The sequence below is a fragment of the Rhizobium sp. AN80A genome (genome assembly GCF_030053015.1).
In the GTDB taxonomy this organism is placed as follows: Bacteria; Pseudomonadota; Alphaproteobacteria; order Rhizobiales; family Rhizobiaceae; genus Rhizobium; species Rhizobium metallidurans.
In genome coordinates this window covers 1,611,041-1,625,074 of record NZ_JASJPX010000003.1, presented here as the reverse complement: position 1 = coordinate 1,625,074, position 14,034 = coordinate 1,611,041, and the positions used below count along the sequence as shown (strand labels likewise).

Genomic DNA, 14,034 nt, shown 5'->3' with positions numbered 1-14,034 from the left:
CGCGTCGCGGACGCCAATGCGAGCAAGGTCGTTGGCGCCTTGCTGGACTACAGTCATAAGATGGATGCGATCGTGGCGAAACGGGCTGATGACCGCGCAGTGATCTTGGGTGCCGGCAGGCCCGGCGCCACGCTGATCGGGGCGATGTCGCAAACGGATAACGGGACGGTCGCAGCGGTGGTTTCCGGTGAGGCACCGGTGGTTGACGCAGTGGCGAACAGTGTGCCCCGGTCCGCCAACGCAAACCTCCATGCTGACGCTGATGCCAACGCCGATGTCCATGCTGGCGCCGATGCCGAAGCTGGCGCCGTTCCCGATAACGGCCAGCCCAATCTCTCGCCGGCCGACATGCTCGATCTCTCCGCCGAGCACCTGGCGGAACGGCTGAAGCTCTGGCCATCGCTCGGCGACCTCTGGGCCTTCACCGGCCGCGACGAACAGCAGCCGCCGCCGGGAGACTGGCGCACATGGCTGATCATGGGCGGACGCGGCTCCGGCAAGACGCGGGCGGGCGCGGAATGGGTGCATGCTATTGCCAGCGCCGGTCGCTCCTCGGATCTGCGCATTGCGCTGATCGCCGAAACGCTTGGCGACGCCCGCGAGGTGATGATCGACGGCATCTCGGGCATCATGCGGATCGCCCGCCGCTACCGTCCCGAGTTCGAGATATCCCGCCGCCGATTGGTCTGGCCGAACGGCGCGGTGGCGCAGATTTTCTCGTCGGAAGATCCCGAAAGCCTGCGCGGGCCGCAATTCCATTTCGCCTGGAGCGACGAGCTCGCCAAATGGAAGCACGGGCAGGAGACCTGGGACATGCTGCAGTTTGGCCTGAGACTGGGCACCGCGCCGCGCCAGTTGGTAACGACGACGCCGCGCCCGGTCCCGCTCTTGAAGGCGCTGATATCGGACCCGGCGACGCTGACGACACGCATCAGCACCCGCGACAATCAACACAACCTGGCGCCCGGCTTCATCGAGGCGCTGGCAAATCGCTATGGCGGCACCCGGCTGGGGCGCCAGGAGCTCGATGGTGAGCTGATCGAGGATCGCGAGGATGCGCTGTGGCGCCGCGAGATGTTCGACGCCGTGACGATACGCATGTCCGGCGATCTGCGCCGCATCGTCGTGGCGGTCGATCCGCCGGCGGCGGCCGGACCGAATTCCTGCTGCGGCATCGTCGTGGCCGGGCTCGATGGCGCGGGCCGCGCGGTGGTGCTGGCGGATTGTTCGGTGGAGGGCGCGAGCCCGGCCGGCTGGGCGAGCGCGGTGGCGAAAGCCTATCGCCGCTTCGCCGCCGACCGCGTGGTGGCCGAGATCAACCAGGGCGGCGACATGGTGACCGCCATGCTCAAAAGCATCGACGAGACATTGCCGGTGGCGACGGTGCGCGCCACGCGCGGCAAGTTCCTGCGTGCCGAGCCGGTGGCGGCTCTCTACGAGCAGGGGCGTGTCGCCCATGCCGGGCGTTTCATGGCGCTGGAGGATCAGATGTGCGATTTCGGCCCGGACGGATTGTCCTCGGGCCGTTCTCCCGACCGGCTGGACGCGCTGGTCTGGGCGCTGACGGCATTGATGCTTGAAGGCGGCGGCGAGCCGAGGGTGCGGGGAATATGAAATTCCGCAATGCCTGGAGATGAGGGGGTGTTTGACACCCCCTGGCACTTGCGCTTAACGCTGCTGTTGCTGCGGGGCCGGGCGCGGCGCCTGCGGCACCGGGCGAACCTGACGCCACTCGCTTTCGAGTTGGTCCGTCACGTGCTGCGGAATGATTGGCTGATTGCTGTGAACGGGCTGCGTCATGCGGTCCTCCAGAGACGGATTGAATGATGGATCATCACTGCCACGCGCCAAACGGTCTGTAAATCAGGGCCTTAAACGCTTTAAACGATTAAAATAAATTTAATCGATTAAGGACACGAAGTGCTCATTAGCTTTTAGGATTACACGCTATGGTTATCCACATCGACAGGCGGTTTTTCTTCGACACGGTGCGCGGCACGCTGTTCAACGGCACGCTTTCCGCGCCGCAGGTCGAGGGCATGACGGCGATTCTGAATTTCTGGGAGGAGCGGATGCCCGATGCCGACCCCCGCTGGCTGGCCTATATCCTGGCGACCGCCTTCCACGAGACCGCCTACACCATGCAGCCCGTGCGCGAGACGCTGGCGACGACGGATGCCCGCGCCGTGGAGATTCTCGAAAAAGCCTTCGCCGGCGGCAAGCTCTCCTGGGTGAAGACGCCCTATTGGCGGCCCGACGCGGACGGCAAGAGCTGGCTCGGCCGCGGCCTCGTGCAGCTCACCCACAAGCGCAACTACGAGGCCATGAGCCCGCTCGTCGGCATCGATCTCGTCGCCAATCCCGACCGGGCGATGGAGATGGGGCCGGCGGTGTCGATCCTGATCGAGGGCATGGTGCGGGGCAGCTTCTCCAGGCACAAGCTTGCCGACCATCTGAACGCCACGAGCGACGACTGGATCAACGCGCGGCGCATCGTCAACGGCACCGACCGGGCCGAAAAACTGGCGGGCTATGGCAAGACCTTTCTCGCCGCCCTGCGCCCCGACCGCCCGCGGGGCTGGTTCGCCCGGTTGAAGCAGTGGCTTTGCCGTGGTATCGCCCGGCTTATGGGCTGAGCCCTCATCAGACATACAGGAGTCCCGCGTGATCCGTCACATCGTCTTCTTCACGGCGCCGATCGAAAACATGGACAAGGTCCGCGAGGGCCTGTCGATCCTGACGGCCATCCCGCACGCCCGGCTGCTGGAGATCGGCACCAACGTGAAGACCGACCAGTTCGGCACCGAGGTCGATCTTGTCGTCTACGGCGAGTTCGACGACGAAGCAGCGCTCGCCGCCTACAAGGCGCACCCGAACTACCAGCTCTCCACCAGCCTCGTTCGCCCCATCCGCGAACTGCGCATGGCGGCGGACTACGAGAGCGACCTGGCGGTGAAGCAGCCGCTGGGGTGATTGATGGCTTCCGGAGCATATGTTATATAGAGCATATGCCGCCTGCGACCCTGATTTACAGCCGAAAGGTTGTTCTAGACGACGGAGCGATCTTGCAGATCAGGGTTTGGCGGCTGCAGGCGCCGAGCCCCGAGCGACCGCATGGCCTGAAATATTCGCTCTTTTACGGCAGGCCGGGCGAGCGAATCATCGCTTATGACAATGAAGCGGGTAAAGGCGACCACCGGCACTACCGCGACCGGGAGGAGCCTTATGCGTTCAAGACGCTGGAGCAGCTGCTTCTCGATTTCGACATGGATGTGAGACGGGAGATTGCGAATGCCAGAAGTTAAGCTGCATGTCACCGATCTCGACGAATTCTTCAAGGGTGCGATGGAAGGTGCGCGCCGTATCGACAGCGGCGACGTCAGCGAGCAGCCGGGTGTCGTCGCCTTCGAGAGCATGGAAACGCTGCTGAAGGTCCTGACCGCCAGCCGCTGGCAGCTTTTGCGGACGCTGAGGCACCAGGGCAAAACCTCCATCCGCCAACTCGCGAGGCTTCTGGAGCGCGATTACCGCGCCGTGCACAACGACGTGCATGCGCTGATGTTGATCGACCTGATCGAGCGCAACGACAATAACCAGATATTCGTCCCGTGGGACCGGATCATAGCCGAGATGGCGATCGATCTGGCAGCCTGATCGCCGCCGCGCACCACCCGGTGCGTGGTGCGCGCCGGCTTTGCAACATCATCGGCTCGGCACTGTGATGCCGGCGGCTGGACGTGGTTCGGCCGCGCTTCATCCTGGAGTGTTCACGTTGCCGGGAAATGCTCGCGACCACGCCGCCGAGGCGACTTAGGCTCGATCGCAAGATAGAGACGACAGCATCGGCCGGCCAAATGCCGGTCGCAAACATCAGGAAACCGGATCATGAAATTTCGATCTCTCCTGCCGTGGGGCTCCCCGGCGGGCCGCAAGCCCGTGCCCGAACGTCATGACGTACCCGAACGAAAAGCCGCCACCGGCTTCGTGTCGCTGACATCGCAGGGCAGCGCGAGCTGGACCGGGCGCTCCTACGCGGCCTTGTCACGCGAGGGCTTCATGCGCAATCCGGTGGCGCATCGCTGCGTGAGGATGATTTCGGAGGCGGCGGCCTCGGTGCCGCTCTTGATCTACGAGCAGGACCGCGAGCGGCCCGATCACCCCCTGCTTCATCTCCTGCGCCAGCCGAACGCCCGCATGAGCGGCCCCGATTTCTTCGAGGCGCTCTACGGCCACCTGCTGCTGTCGGGCAATGCCTACGTCGAGCCGGTCGAGATCGGCGGCGCGCTGCGCGAGCTGCATCTGTTGCGGCCGGATCGCATTGGCCTCGTCGAGGGCCGCGACGGCTGGCCGGAGGCCTATGATTATCGCGCCGGCGGCCTCGTCCGCCGCTTTCCCGTCGAGACGGACGGGCTTGGCCTGCTGCACCTGAAACTCTTCCACCCGCTCGACGATCATCTCGGTTTTCCGCCGCTGGCGGCAGCCCAGGTGGCGCTCGATCTCTCCAATGCGGCCGCCACCTGGAACAAGGCGCTGCTGGATAATTCCGCGCGCCCCTCCGGTGCGCTCGTCTACCAGCCCAAGGAGGGCGGCAACCTTTCGCCCGATCAGTATGAGCGGCTGAAGCAGGAGCTCGACGAGGGCTATTCCGGCCCGATGCGCGCCGGCCGGCCGTTGCTGCTCGAAGGCGGGCTCGACTGGAAATCCATGGGCCTGTCGCCCAAGGACATGGACTTCGTCGAGGCCCGCAACGGTGCTGCCCGCGACATCGCGCTCGCCTTCGGCGTGCCCCCCATGCTGCTCGGCATCCCCGGCGACAACACCTACGCCAACTACCAGGAAGCCAACCGCGCCTTCTATAGGCTGACCGTGCTGCCGATGCTGACCCGCACGCTGGCGGCGCTGTCGACCTGGGCGGCCGCAGGCTACGGCGACGGGCTGCGGCTGGAACCGGATCTCGACAAGGTCGCGGGTCTCGGCGCCGAGCGCGGCGAGCTCTGGAAACGCGTGGGCGAGGCGGCGTTTCTGACGGATGAGGAGAAGCGGCAGGCGGTGGGGTATTGAGGGGAGTCGTCTGGCCAAATGCAGGCATAGAGTGTAAATGATGCCGATGCACTCAGCGCTTCCCGACGGTCTGACATACCGGCCGGATTTCATCTCCGAGGAGATGGCCGATGCGCTCGTCGCGGCGCTGGATGGGTCGCCATGGGACGAGACCCTGAAGCGCCGCGTCCAGCATTTCGGATATCGCTATGACTATCGCGCCCGGGCGGTGACCGGTGATGCCTATCTTGGGGCTCTGCCGGATTGGCTTCGCGACGTGGTTGCCCGCCTAGTATCGGGTCAGCACTTCGTAGAGCCGCCTGATCAGGTCATCGCCAACGAATATCATCCGGGGCAGGGGATCAGCGCCCACGTCGATTGCGTCCCCTGTTTCGGCGACATCGCCTCGCTCAGCCTCCTGTCGCCCTGCGAGATGATCTTCCGTCATCCCGCCACCGGCGAGAAACGGACGTTGACGCTGGAACCGCGTTCGCTGCTGAAAATGGATGGCCCGGCGCGCTATGAATGGACGCATGAGATTCCAGCGCGGCTTGCCGATATCGTCGATGGCGAGAAGCGCCCACGCGGACGGCGGATATCGCTGACGTTTCGCAACGTCGTCAGGACGACGAGTGCGGGGCTGACGTTGAGGCCTGTTTCGAAATTTGTTATACAGCGTATTACAAATCGAGGAGCAAGCCGATGACCAAGCCCGTTCTCTCCGACCCGATTGCCCTGCGCATTCCAGAAGACATGCTGAAGGACATCGAGACCATCGCAAAGGCCACCGACCGCAGCCGCAGCTGGGTCATTGTCCGGGCGCTGAAATACTATCTGATGGAAGAGGGGAATGATGTTCTGCAGACGCTGAAGGGCGAAGAGCAGATCCGCAATGGCGAGACCGTTGATTTCGAGGAGTTCATGCGGGAACTGACATCGTCTCCCAGAGATGACGCGGCATGATGAAGGTCATTCTTTCCAAGGATGCCGCGGACTATCTCAGCCACGAATATGGCTATCTCAGCGCGTTCAATTCCCGCGCTGCCGACGCCGCCATGGCAAGAATCCAAGGCGGCATTAGAAGGCTCGCCGCCTATCCCCAGGTCGGCGCTCCCGTGCCTGTGCTGACAGGACGCCGCCAGTTGGTCGTCGGCCCCTATATCATCACCTACCGCATCGGCCGCGATGCCATCATGGTCTCCAACATCACCCACGGCAGACAGCGCGAGCAACTGGACAGGGACGACGGGCTCGACGAGAGCGACTGACGCGTCACGGGTGCCGCGCGGGTTTTGAGCCTCGTTGGGCTGACCTCATCGGTAATTGATTCACCGTGTGAACCGCCGGACTCAATCTTAGAACGGCTATCCGCAACAGACTCAAAAGACAGCAGAATTGAATCGGCCGCAGCATCGCTGCGATGGAAGACGTGCGCCTCGCGCACCCCCACACCCCACGCACAAAGGCCCAAACCAATGGCCGATTTCTCCAACGAAACAGGGCTCTGGGCGACCAGGGCGCTGGGCGCGTCGGCGGGTGCCGCCGTGTCGCTGATCTATCTTTTGCCGAAGAGCCGGCGCGAGGCGGCGAGCCGGTTTTTCACCGGCCTTGCCTGCGGCCTCATCTTCGGCGGTCCGAGCGGGCTCTGGATCGCCGAGCAGCTGCAGCTTTCCGACCAGCTCTCCGTGTCCGAGGTGATGCTGTCGGGCTCGGCCGCATCCAGCCTCTGCGCCTGGTGGGGGCTCGGCATTCTCCAGCGCATCGCCGGCCGCTACGGCGCCCGCAATCGGTAAGGCACCGGCCACAGAACCATGAAACGAGGAGCATGATCATGACCGCAAGCCGCGCGCTGGCGCGACCCCCCACGCGCTTGTCCACCCGGGCCGTTCCCGGCGCGGATACGCGCAAGTTCGCCAATCTGGAGCTGCGCGGCCTCAGCCGTGACGGCACCTTCTCCGGCTATGCCAGCGTCTTCGGCGAGGTCGATCTCGGCAAGGACGCGATCGAGCGCGGCGCCTTTCTGCGTTCGCTCAAGACGCGTGGTGCGGCTGGCGTGCGCATGCTCTTCCAGCATGATCCGGCCGAGCCGATCGGCGCCTGGAAGACGATCCGCGAGGATAGCCGCGGGCTCTATGTCGAGGGCGTGCTCGCCGATGGCGTCAGTCGAGCCCGCGAGGTGCATCAGCTTTTGAAGAACGGCGCGCTCGATGGCCTGTCGATCGGCTTTCGCACCGTCCGCGCCAGGACCGATGCCAAGTCCGGCGTGCGCCGCATCCTCGAGGCCGACCTCTGGGAGATCTCGGTGGTGACCTTCCCGATGCTGCCGTCCGCCCGCGTGCAGAACATCAAGAATGCGCGGTGGTTCCGCGACAAGGAGACCGAGCTCGTCCGCGCCATGCGCCGGGCCGCCCGGATGATGCTGCAAGACACATTCAAGTAGACCCTCCAGAAAGGATGATCCCGCAATGACCGACACGCAGATTGCCGCCTCCCACGCGAAGGCCGCACCCGAGATCAAGGCCGCGCCCGAAATGACCGCCGCCTTCGACGAGTTCATGGAAGCCTTCGAGGCCTTCAAGGAAACCAACGATGCCAGGCTCGGCGAGATCGAGCAGAAGCTGACGTCGGATGTCGTCACCCGCGACAAGATGGACCGCATCAGCCGCGCGATGGACGAGCAGAAGAAGGTACTCGACCAGCTGGCGCTGAAGAAGGCCCGCCCGCCGCTTGGCCGCACCGCATCGGCGAGCGCCGAGATCACCGAGCACAAGCAGGCCTTCGAGCAGTACATCCGCCGGGGCGACGAGGCCGGCCTGCGCGAGATCGAGGCCAAGGCCATGTCCTCGGGCTCGGGTGCCGATGGCGGCTATCTCGTGCCCGACGAAACCGACAGCGCGATCGGCCGCCGCCTTTCCGTGGTCTCGCCGATCCGCTCGATCGCGACGGTGCGTCAGGTTTCCGGCGCGGTGCTGAAGAAGCCCTTCGCGATCTCCGGCATGGCGTCCGGCTGGGTGGCCGAGACCGCCGCGCGGCCGCAGACCAATAGCGCCCAGCTTGCCGAGTTGAGCTTCCCGACCATGGAGCTCTACGCCATGCCGGCCGCCACCCAGGCGCTGCTCGACGATGCCGCCGTCGATATCGAGGCCTGGATCTCTAGCGAGGTCGATACCGTCTTCGCCGAACAGGAAGGTGCGGCCTTCGTCGCCGGCGACGGCGTCAACAAGCCGAAGGGTCTTCTTGCCTATCCGGCCGTCGCCGACAGCGCCTGGAGCTGGGGCAATCTCGGCTACATCGCCACCGGCGCCGCCGGCGGCTTCAAGGCGACCGGTGCTTCCGACACGCTGATCGACACGATCTATTCGCTGAAGGCGGGCCACCGCCAGAACGCCAACTTCGTGATGAACCGCAAGACCCAGGCCGAGGTGCGCAAGCTGAAGGACGCCGAAGGCCGCTACCTCTGGCAGCCGCCGGCAACGGCGGGCGAAGCCGCCTCGCTCGTCGGCTTCCCCGTCGTCGAAGCCGAGGACATGCCCGACATCGCCGCCAATGCGCTGTCGATCGCCTTCGGCGACTTCCGCGCCGGCTATCTGGTGGTTGATCGTACGGGGGTGCGGGTGCTGCGCGATCCCTATTCGGCCAAGCCGTATGTGTTGTTCTACACGACGAAACGGGTTGGCGGCGGGGTGCAGAACTTCGAGGCGATCAAGCTGGTGAAGTTTGCCGTGAGTTGAGTGGGTGAGAGGGTGTGGGTGCGGTGCGCAGCCTTGAATGCGGCTGGCGTCGCGCCCGGAGCCCCCTCATCCGACCCTTCGGGCCACCTTCTCCCCATGGGGGAGAAGGGGAGGTCGGCGCGAGCGGCCAACCCCGAGTCTCTTCTCCCCAGCGGGGAGAAGGTGCCGGCAGGCGGATGAGGGGGCCACACAGCACGACCTCTCACAAGAAGCCTCCACCTTCTACCATACCAGGAACCCCACCCATGACCTACGCCCTCATCACCCCACCCGCATCCGAACCCATCACCCTCGCCGAGACCAAATCCCACCTGCGCCTCGACGATACCAACGAGGACACACTGCTCATCTCCCTCATCCGCACCGCCCGCGAGCACCTGGAGCGCACCACCGGCCTCAGCCTCATCACCCAGACCTGGCGCCTCTATCTTGATTCAGTTCCTGAAGACGGCGTGATTCAGATCGCGAGAGGTCCCGTCCAAACCATTGAAAGCCTGAGGCTTTACGATGCATCCGGCGAAGAGGTCCAACTGCCGCTGACCGGCCACGTCCTCGACGGCCGCGCCCGTCCGGCGCGTCTCGTACTCGGCCGCGCCATAAGTGCCGGCCAGCCCATCAACGGCATCGAGATCGATTTCACCTCAGGCTTTGGCGAGAGCGGCGCCGAGGTGCCGGACACCCTAAAGCGGGCGATGCTGATGCATGTCGCGCAGATGTTTTCGTTTCGCGGCACGGTCGCGGCGGAGGATCAGCCGGCCGATATTCCCTCGGGTTACGACCGCCTGATAGCGCCCTTCATGATCAGGAGGCTCTGATGCGCTCGGTCTTCTTCGACCCCGGCCAGATGACCGCGCGGCTGGCGCTGGAAGCGCCGGTCGAGACGCCGGACGGGCAGGGCGGCGCCACCGTCGCGTTTGCCGAAATCGCCTCCTTCTGGGCACGCATCGAACCTGTCGGCGAACTCCGCGAGGAGCAGGCGGGAGCCGACGTCTTCACGCTGACCCACCGCGTCTGGCTGCGCTTCCGCGACGATCTCAAGGCCGGCATGCGGCTGCGCAAGGGCACGCGCGCCTTTTCGATTCGTGCCTGGCGCGATCCCGACGAGCGCGGCAATTATCTCGTCTGCCTGTGCGAGGAGGAAAGCCGATGAGCGCCGCAAACCAGCTGCTGACGGCGATCCAGGCACGCCTCGCCGACGACACGGAACTATCGGCCATGATCGGCCCGGAAGGCCTGCGCGACCGGCTCGTCTCGGGCCGAAAACTCCCCGCCGTCGTCGTCGCCGACATCGCGAGCAACGACTATTCGACGGCGACCGAAACCGGCGCCGAGCACCTGCTGACGCTGGAGATCTGGACCGACGCCGGCGGCCGCGGGCAGGCATCCACCATCGCGGAACGCCTGCGCGCAATGCTGCAAGACGCGCCGCTGTCGTTGGAGACCCACCACCTCGTCGGCCTGCTGCATCAATCGACCCGCACCCGCCGCGAACCGAAGACGCGGCTGCATGTCGCCGAGATGCGGTTCCGGGCGGTGACGGAGGTGGTGGTTTGAGAAGCAGACACTGACGCAGCCCGGCCCCGGCCGGCCAATTCAATACATCGTCGATGACATCGCGGGCGTCCCTCACGGGGCGCCCTTTTTCGTGGAAGGGATAAGGCCATGGTGGCGCAGACGGGCAAGGACCTGCTGTTGAGGGTTTTCAACGGCACGGATTATGAAACGGTGGCGGGGCTGCGCTCGAAGCGGCTGGCCTTCAATGCCGAGACGGTGGATGTGACCGATGCCGAAAGCGCCGGGCGCTGGCGCGAGCTTCTGGGCGGGGCTGGCGTGCAGCGGGCCTCGGTGTCGGGGTCAGGCATCTTCAAGGACGCGGCCTCCGACCAGCTTGTGCGCAATGCCTTCTTCAATGCCTCGATCCTCGGCTGGCAGATCGTCGTGCCGGATTTCGGCACCGTCACCGGCCCGTTCCAGGCGAGTGCGCTCGAATATTCCGGCCAGTATAATGGTGAGGTGATGTTCGAGCTGGCGCTGGAATCGGCCGGCGCAATATCGTTCGAGGCGCTGTGATGGCGGGCGGGGCCGTACGCGGACAGGCTCGCGAACAGGCTTTGTCGGGCCATGCGGGAGGGCCGGCAGTTGGCGGGCGAAGGGCCAATCGACGGCGCGGCGAGATCGAGGCCGAAATCGATGGCGAGCGGCGGGTGTTGTGCCTGACGCTGGGGGCCTTGGCCGAGCTCGAGACGGCGTTTTCGGTCGATAGCCTGAACGGGCTGGCCGAGCGTTTCGCCGGTGGTCGGCTGAAGGCGGCCGACATGATCCGCATCATCGGCGCCGGCCTGCGCGGCGGCGGCAATCTCTATTCCGACGAGGATGTGGCTGAGGCCGATGTCGAGGGCGGCATCAGCGGCTATGCCGCGATCGTCGGCGATTTGCTGACGGCGACGTTCCTGGGGGATGGCGCCGACGCCTCCGCGCGCCCCCTCTAGCCGCAGCGGACATGAAGACGACGGACAATGCGGGTGCCACGCCATTCCCCTGGGCGCGGGTTCTGCATGTCGGTCTCTGCCTGCTGCGGCTTCCCCCGCAATCCTTCTGGGCGATGACGCCCGTGGAGTTTCACGCGGCCGCCGGTGGCCTCTCGCCGCCGCGCGCGCCCGTCTCACGCGCCGATCTCGACGGGCTGATGGCGCGCTTTCCCGACAGCCGGGCAACATCCGAAGCGAGGAACGACCATGACCGATGACCAGGCCGACCTGTCGGCCATGACCGACGAAGCCGAAACGCTGCGGCGCGCGCTCGACGATCTCGAAGGCCGCTCGCGCTCCTTCGGTTCGGCGCTGTCAGGGGCGCTGCGAAGCGCGGTTACCGGCGGCAAGGGGCTGGACGATGTTTTGCGCGGGTTGGCCAATCGCATGACGGATATCGCGCTCTCGGCAGGCCTGAAGCCGCTGGAGACGATGATCTCGGGCGCCGCATCGAGCCTTTTCGGCGGCGCGGGAAAGCTGCTGCCCTTCGCCAATGGCGGTGTCGTGTCGCAGCCCACCTATTTCCCTCTCGGCGGCGACACGGGGTTGATGGGCGAGGCGGGCAGCGAGGCGATCCTGCCCTTGAAGCGCGGTGCCGACGGTTCGCTCGGCGTCGCCGCACCGGGTGCCGGGGCCGCACCGCAGATCGTCTTCAACGTTACCGCGACGGATGCGGAAAGCTTCCGCAAGAGCGAGGCGCAGATTTCCTCGATGCTGGCGCGCACCGCGATGCGCGGCCAGCGCAACCTGTGAGGTGATGATGACATCCGGTTTCCACGAGGTGCGCTTTCCGCTCCGCCTGTCGCTGTCGACGAGCGGCGGGCCGGTCAGGCGCACCGATATCGTCAATCTTTCCAACGGCCGCGAAAGCCGCAACAGCCGCTGGCGCGATGCGCGCCGCAGTTATGATGCCGGCTCCGGCCTGCGCTCGGTGGCGGATCTCTACGAGGTGCTGGAATTCTTCGAGGCGCGTAGCGGCGAGCTTTATGGCTTCCGCTTCCGCGACCCGGTCGACTGGACCTCGACCCGGCCGGGTGCCGAGATCGGACCGGGCGACCAGCCGATCGGGATCGGCGACGGCGTGACCGCCGCTTTCCCGCTCGTCAAGACCTATGGCGATGCCGGGGCCAGAGCCACGCGGCGGATCGCCAAGCCCGTCGAGGGCTCGGTCGTCGTCGCGGTGGATGGCGTACCGCTGCCGGCGTCCGCCTTCGCCTGCGATGTCGCGACCGGCATCGTCACTTTCGCGGCCGATGCCGTTCCGCAACAGGGTGCGTCGGTGACGGCGGGGTTCCTCTTCGACGTGCCGGTGCGCTTTGCGACCGGGCGCATCGACGTCAACCTCTCGGCCTTCAACGCCGGGCGCATTCCCAGCATTCCGCTGATGGAGATCGTGCCATGAGGCATATTCCGCAAGCACTTCAGGCGCATCTTTCGGGCGACGCCACCACGGTATGCCGGGCCTGGCGGGTGACGCGTCGCGATGGCGTCGTGCTTGGGTTCACCGAACACGATCGCGACCTGACGTTTTCGGGCACCACCTTCCTGGCGGCCAGCGGCTTTTCCGCCAGTGCCGCGGAAGAGGAGGCGGGCCTGCCCGCCGCCACCAGCGATGTCGCCGGCGGATTCTCCAGCGCGGCGATCACCGAGGAGGACCTCAAGCGCGGCCGCTATGACGGTGCTCGCGTCGAGGTCCATCTCGTAAACTGGGCGGAACCCGACCAGCATATACTGCTGAAGGTGCAGGAAATCGGTGACGTCACGCGCGACGCGGGCAAGTTCCAGGCGGAACTGCGCAGCTTCGCCAGCCGCCTCGACGAGCCGCAGGGGCGCGTCTACGGCAGGCGCTGCGACGCCACGCTGGGCGACGGCAGATGCGGCGTCGATCTCCTGGCGCCCGGCATGCGCGCCGAAGGCGTCGTGGCCTCGGTGCCGGATGCCAGCCGGCTCCTGCTCTCGGGTATCAGGGCCGTGCCCGACGGCTTCTTCCGGTTCGGCGTACTGAGCTTTATCGACGGCGGCAATCACGGCCAGCGGCTGGAGATCGAGACGCATGCGGTGAAGGACGATCTCCTGGAGGTGACGCTCTGGCTGCCGCTCGAGGCGACGCCACGGGCGGGCGATCGCGTCGTGCTCACGGCGGGCTGCGACAAGGCCTTCTCGACCTGCCGGGCAAAGTTCGCCAACTATCTGAACTTTCGCGGCTTCCCACACATTCCCGGCACCGATTTCGCCTACACGTATGCCGATGGCGAGAGCCTTCACGACGGGAGCGCGCTGTTCAAATGACCGATATCGCGAGCACCGGCATCGCCAACGACGTGCTGCGGCTGGCCGAAGGCTGGATCGGCACGCCCTACCGGCATCAGGCCTCGCTGAAGGGCGTCGGTTGCGATTGTCTCGGGCTGATCAGGGGCATCTGGCGCGAGCTTTACGGACAGGAGCCGGAGCGCCCGCCGCCCTATGCGCCCGATTGGGCCGAGCGCGGCGGCGGGGACCGGCTGATGGAGGCGGCACTCAGGCATTTCGGCCCGTCGCTGCCGCTTGTCGAGGCGAGGCCGGGTGACGTGCTTCTGTTTCGCTGGCGCCCGCAGCTGGCCGCCAAGCATGCCGGCATCCTCTGCGGCGAGCGGCGGTTCATCCATGCCTACGAGCAGGCGGCGGTGGTGACCTCGCCGCTGGTGCCGAGCTGGCGCCGGCGCATCTCGGGCGTCTTTCGTTTTCCGGAGAGGTAG

Annotated in this window: 23 protein-coding genes; 22 read left to right on the top strand and 1 reads right to left on the bottom strand. The window is 65.8% G+C overall.

What is annotated here, in order from left to right:
* Positions 1 to 348: 348 nt before the first annotated feature.
* Complete coding sequence (locus tag P3R82_RS19640) at positions 349 to 1,614, top strand: terminase family protein (RefSeq protein ID WP_283196383.1); 1,266 nt, start codon at positions 349 to 351, stop codon at positions 1,612 to 1,614.
* 54 nt (positions 1,615 to 1,668) lie between these two features.
* Here P3R82_RS19640 and P3R82_RS19635 read toward each other — a convergent pair whose 3' ends face one another.
* On the bottom strand, positions 1,669 to 1,800 hold the full coding sequence (locus P3R82_RS19635; RefSeq protein ID WP_281393562.1) for a hypothetical protein: 132 nt from the start codon (positions 1,798 to 1,800) through the stop codon (positions 1,669 to 1,671).
* Positions 1,801 to 1,949: 149 nt separating this feature from the next.
* Here P3R82_RS19635 and P3R82_RS19630 point away from each other — a divergent pair, with 149 nt between their 5' ends.
* The 21 genes from P3R82_RS19630 to P3R82_RS19530 all read left to right on the top strand — a co-directional run bounded on the left by P3R82_RS19630 (position 1,950) and on the right by P3R82_RS19530 (position 14,034).
* Entirely contained in the window at positions 1,950 to 2,636 is a 687-nt protein-coding gene (locus tag P3R82_RS19630) for a glycoside hydrolase family 19 protein (protein ID WP_283194981.1), read from the top strand.
* Positions 2,637 to 2,664: 28 nt separating this feature from the next.
* Entirely contained in the window at positions 2,665 to 2,973 is a 309-nt protein-coding gene (locus tag P3R82_RS19625; protein WP_183899423.1) for a Dabb family protein, read from the top strand.
* 35 nt (positions 2,974 to 3,008) lie between these two features.
* Positions 3,009 to 3,305, top strand: a complete 297-nt coding sequence (locus P3R82_RS19620) for a DUF6516 family protein (protein ID WP_283196382.1) — start codon at positions 3,009 to 3,011, stop codon at positions 3,303 to 3,305.
* Positions 3,292 to 3,654 carry a transcriptional regulator gene (locus tag P3R82_RS19615; protein WP_283194980.1) on the top strand — a complete coding sequence of 121 codons (363 nt, stop codon included), beginning with the start codon at positions 3,292 to 3,294 and terminating at the stop codon, positions 3,652 to 3,654. Before P3R82_RS19620 ends, P3R82_RS19615 begins: the two co-directional genes overlap by 14 nt.
* Positions 3,655 to 3,885: 231 nt before the next feature.
* Positions 3,886 to 5,061, top strand: a complete 1,176-nt coding sequence (locus P3R82_RS19610) for a phage portal protein (RefSeq protein ID WP_283194979.1) — start codon at positions 3,886 to 3,888, stop codon at positions 5,059 to 5,061.
* Positions 5,062 to 5,101: 40 nt separating this feature from the next.
* Complete coding sequence (locus P3R82_RS19605) at positions 5,102 to 5,746, top strand: alpha-ketoglutarate-dependent dioxygenase AlkB (protein WP_283194978.1); 645 nt, start codon at positions 5,102 to 5,104, stop codon at positions 5,744 to 5,746.
* Positions 5,743 to 6,003 (top strand): ribbon-helix-helix domain-containing protein, encoded by a 261-nt coding sequence (locus P3R82_RS19600; RefSeq protein ID WP_111561014.1) that lies wholly within the window; start codon positions 5,743 to 5,745, stop codon positions 6,001 to 6,003. The genes P3R82_RS19605 and P3R82_RS19600 overlap by 4 nt, the downstream gene beginning before the upstream one ends.
* Positions 6,000 to 6,308 carry a type II toxin-antitoxin system RelE/ParE family toxin gene (locus tag P3R82_RS19595; RefSeq protein ID WP_283194977.1) on the top strand — a complete coding sequence of 103 codons (309 nt, stop codon included), beginning with the start codon at positions 6,000 to 6,002 and terminating at the stop codon, positions 6,306 to 6,308. The genes P3R82_RS19600 and P3R82_RS19595 overlap by 4 nt, the downstream gene beginning before the upstream one ends.
* Before the next feature lie 207 nt (positions 6,309 to 6,515).
* A complete protein-coding gene (locus P3R82_RS19590) occupies positions 6,516 to 6,833 on the top strand; it encodes a DUF6107 family protein (RefSeq protein ID WP_283194976.1) in 318 nt (105 codons plus the stop codon).
* Between the two features lie 32 nt (positions 6,834 to 6,865).
* Positions 6,866 to 7,480: an HK97 family phage prohead protease gene (locus P3R82_RS19585; RefSeq protein ID WP_283194975.1), complete on the top strand. Its 615-nt coding sequence runs from the start codon at positions 6,866 to 6,868 to the stop codon at positions 7,478 to 7,480.
* Between the two features lie 25 nt (positions 7,481 to 7,505).
* Positions 7,506 to 8,771 carry a phage major capsid protein gene (locus tag P3R82_RS19580; RefSeq protein WP_283194974.1) on the top strand — a complete coding sequence of 422 codons (1,266 nt, stop codon included), beginning with the start codon at positions 7,506 to 7,508 and terminating at the stop codon, positions 8,769 to 8,771.
* A 245-nt stretch (positions 8,772 to 9,016) separates the two neighbouring features.
* Complete coding sequence (locus P3R82_RS19575; protein ID WP_283194973.1) at positions 9,017 to 9,586, top strand: head-tail connector protein; 570 nt, start codon at positions 9,017 to 9,019, stop codon at positions 9,584 to 9,586.
* The gene (locus P3R82_RS19570; RefSeq protein ID WP_283194972.1) at positions 9,586 to 9,921 is read left to right on the top strand and encodes a phage head closure protein; all 336 of its coding nucleotides are present in this window, start codon (positions 9,586 to 9,588) and stop codon (positions 9,919 to 9,921) included. The genes P3R82_RS19575 and P3R82_RS19570 overlap by 1 nt, the downstream gene beginning before the upstream one ends.
* Positions 9,918 to 10,325 carry a DUF3168 domain-containing protein gene (locus P3R82_RS19565; protein WP_283194971.1) on the top strand — a complete coding sequence of 136 codons (408 nt, stop codon included), beginning with the start codon at positions 9,918 to 9,920 and terminating at the stop codon, positions 10,323 to 10,325. The genes P3R82_RS19570 and P3R82_RS19565 overlap by 4 nt, the downstream gene beginning before the upstream one ends.
* A gap of 108 nt (positions 10,326 to 10,433) precedes the next feature.
* A complete protein-coding gene (locus P3R82_RS19560) occupies positions 10,434 to 10,841 on the top strand; it encodes a phage major tail protein, TP901-1 family (protein WP_283194970.1) in 408 nt (135 codons plus the stop codon).
* Complete coding sequence (locus tag P3R82_RS19555; protein ID WP_283194969.1) at positions 10,841 to 11,260, top strand: gene transfer agent family protein; 420 nt, start codon at positions 10,841 to 10,843, stop codon at positions 11,258 to 11,260. Before P3R82_RS19560 ends, P3R82_RS19555 begins: the two co-directional genes overlap by 1 nt.
* Before the next feature lie 11 nt (positions 11,261 to 11,271).
* Positions 11,272 to 11,517 carry a rcc01693 family protein gene (locus tag P3R82_RS19550; protein WP_183899436.1) on the top strand — a complete coding sequence of 82 codons (246 nt, stop codon included), beginning with the start codon at positions 11,272 to 11,274 and terminating at the stop codon, positions 11,515 to 11,517.
* Positions 11,507 to 12,052, top strand: a complete 546-nt coding sequence (locus tag P3R82_RS19545) for a phage tail tape measure protein (protein ID WP_283194968.1) — start codon at positions 11,507 to 11,509, stop codon at positions 12,050 to 12,052. Before P3R82_RS19550 ends, P3R82_RS19545 begins: the two co-directional genes overlap by 11 nt.
* A gap of 7 nt (positions 12,053 to 12,059) precedes the next feature.
* Positions 12,060 to 12,701 (top strand): DUF2460 domain-containing protein, encoded by a 642-nt coding sequence (locus P3R82_RS19540; protein ID WP_283194967.1) that lies wholly within the window; start codon positions 12,060 to 12,062, stop codon positions 12,699 to 12,701.
* On the top strand, positions 12,698 to 13,588 hold the full coding sequence (locus tag P3R82_RS19535) for a DUF2163 domain-containing protein (protein WP_283194966.1): 891 nt from the start codon (positions 12,698 to 12,700) through the stop codon (positions 13,586 to 13,588). Before P3R82_RS19540 ends, P3R82_RS19535 begins: the two co-directional genes overlap by 4 nt.
* Positions 13,585 to 14,034 (top strand): NlpC/P60 family protein, encoded by a 450-nt coding sequence (locus P3R82_RS19530; protein WP_283194965.1) that lies wholly within the window; start codon positions 13,585 to 13,587, stop codon positions 14,032 to 14,034. Before P3R82_RS19535 ends, P3R82_RS19530 begins: the two co-directional genes overlap by 4 nt.

Bases quoted from the DNA above. Each gene is read 5' to 3' on its own strand.
- P3R82_RS19640 (WP_283196383.1), top strand. From the start codon at position 349: ATGCTCGATCTCTCCGCCGAGCACCTGGCGGAACGGCTGAAGCTCTGG.
- P3R82_RS19635 (WP_281393562.1), bottom strand. From the start codon at position 1,800: ATGACGCAGCCCGTTCACAGCAATCAGCCAATCATTCCGCAGCACGTG.
- P3R82_RS19630 (WP_283194981.1), top strand. From the start codon at position 1,950: ATGGTTATCCACATCGACAGGCGGTTTTTCTTCGACACGGTGCGCGGC.
- P3R82_RS19620 (WP_283196382.1), top strand. From the start codon at position 3,009: ATGCCGCCTGCGACCCTGATTTACAGCCGAAAGGTTGTTCTAGACGAC.
- P3R82_RS19615 (WP_283194980.1), top strand. From the start codon at position 3,292: ATGCCAGAAGTTAAGCTGCATGTCACCGATCTCGACGAATTCTTCAAG.
- P3R82_RS19610 (WP_283194979.1), top strand. From the start codon at position 3,886: ATGAAATTTCGATCTCTCCTGCCGTGGGGCTCCCCGGCGGGCCGCAAG.
- P3R82_RS19605 (WP_283194978.1), top strand. From the start codon at position 5,102: ATGCCGATGCACTCAGCGCTTCCCGACGGTCTGACATACCGGCCGGAT.
- P3R82_RS19600 (WP_111561014.1), top strand. From the start codon at position 5,743: ATGACCAAGCCCGTTCTCTCCGACCCGATTGCCCTGCGCATTCCAGAA.
- P3R82_RS19595 (WP_283194977.1), top strand. From the start codon at position 6,000: ATGATGAAGGTCATTCTTTCCAAGGATGCCGCGGACTATCTCAGCCAC.
- P3R82_RS19590 (WP_283194976.1), top strand. From the start codon at position 6,516: ATGGCCGATTTCTCCAACGAAACAGGGCTCTGGGCGACCAGGGCGCTG.
- P3R82_RS19585 (WP_283194975.1), top strand. From the start codon at position 6,866: ATGATCATGACCGCAAGCCGCGCGCTGGCGCGACCCCCCACGCGCTTG.
- P3R82_RS19580 (WP_283194974.1), top strand. From the start codon at position 7,506: ATGACCGACACGCAGATTGCCGCCTCCCACGCGAAGGCCGCACCCGAG.
- P3R82_RS19575 (WP_283194973.1), top strand. From the start codon at position 9,017: ATGACCTACGCCCTCATCACCCCACCCGCATCCGAACCCATCACCCTC.
- P3R82_RS19570 (WP_283194972.1), top strand. From the start codon at position 9,586: ATGCGCTCGGTCTTCTTCGACCCCGGCCAGATGACCGCGCGGCTGGCG.
- P3R82_RS19565 (WP_283194971.1), top strand. From the start codon at position 9,918: ATGAGCGCCGCAAACCAGCTGCTGACGGCGATCCAGGCACGCCTCGCC.
- P3R82_RS19560 (WP_283194970.1), top strand. From the start codon at position 10,434: ATGGTGGCGCAGACGGGCAAGGACCTGCTGTTGAGGGTTTTCAACGGC.
- P3R82_RS19555 (WP_283194969.1), top strand. From the start codon at position 10,841: ATGGCGGGCGGGGCCGTACGCGGACAGGCTCGCGAACAGGCTTTGTCG.
- P3R82_RS19550 (WP_183899436.1), top strand. From the start codon at position 11,272: ATGAAGACGACGGACAATGCGGGTGCCACGCCATTCCCCTGGGCGCGG.
- P3R82_RS19545 (WP_283194968.1), top strand. From the start codon at position 11,507: ATGACCGATGACCAGGCCGACCTGTCGGCCATGACCGACGAAGCCGAA.
- P3R82_RS19540 (WP_283194967.1), top strand. From the start codon at position 12,060: ATGACATCCGGTTTCCACGAGGTGCGCTTTCCGCTCCGCCTGTCGCTG.
- P3R82_RS19535 (WP_283194966.1), top strand. From the start codon at position 12,698: ATGAGGCATATTCCGCAAGCACTTCAGGCGCATCTTTCGGGCGACGCC.
- P3R82_RS19530 (WP_283194965.1), top strand. From the start codon at position 13,585: ATGACCGATATCGCGAGCACCGGCATCGCCAACGACGTGCTGCGGCTG.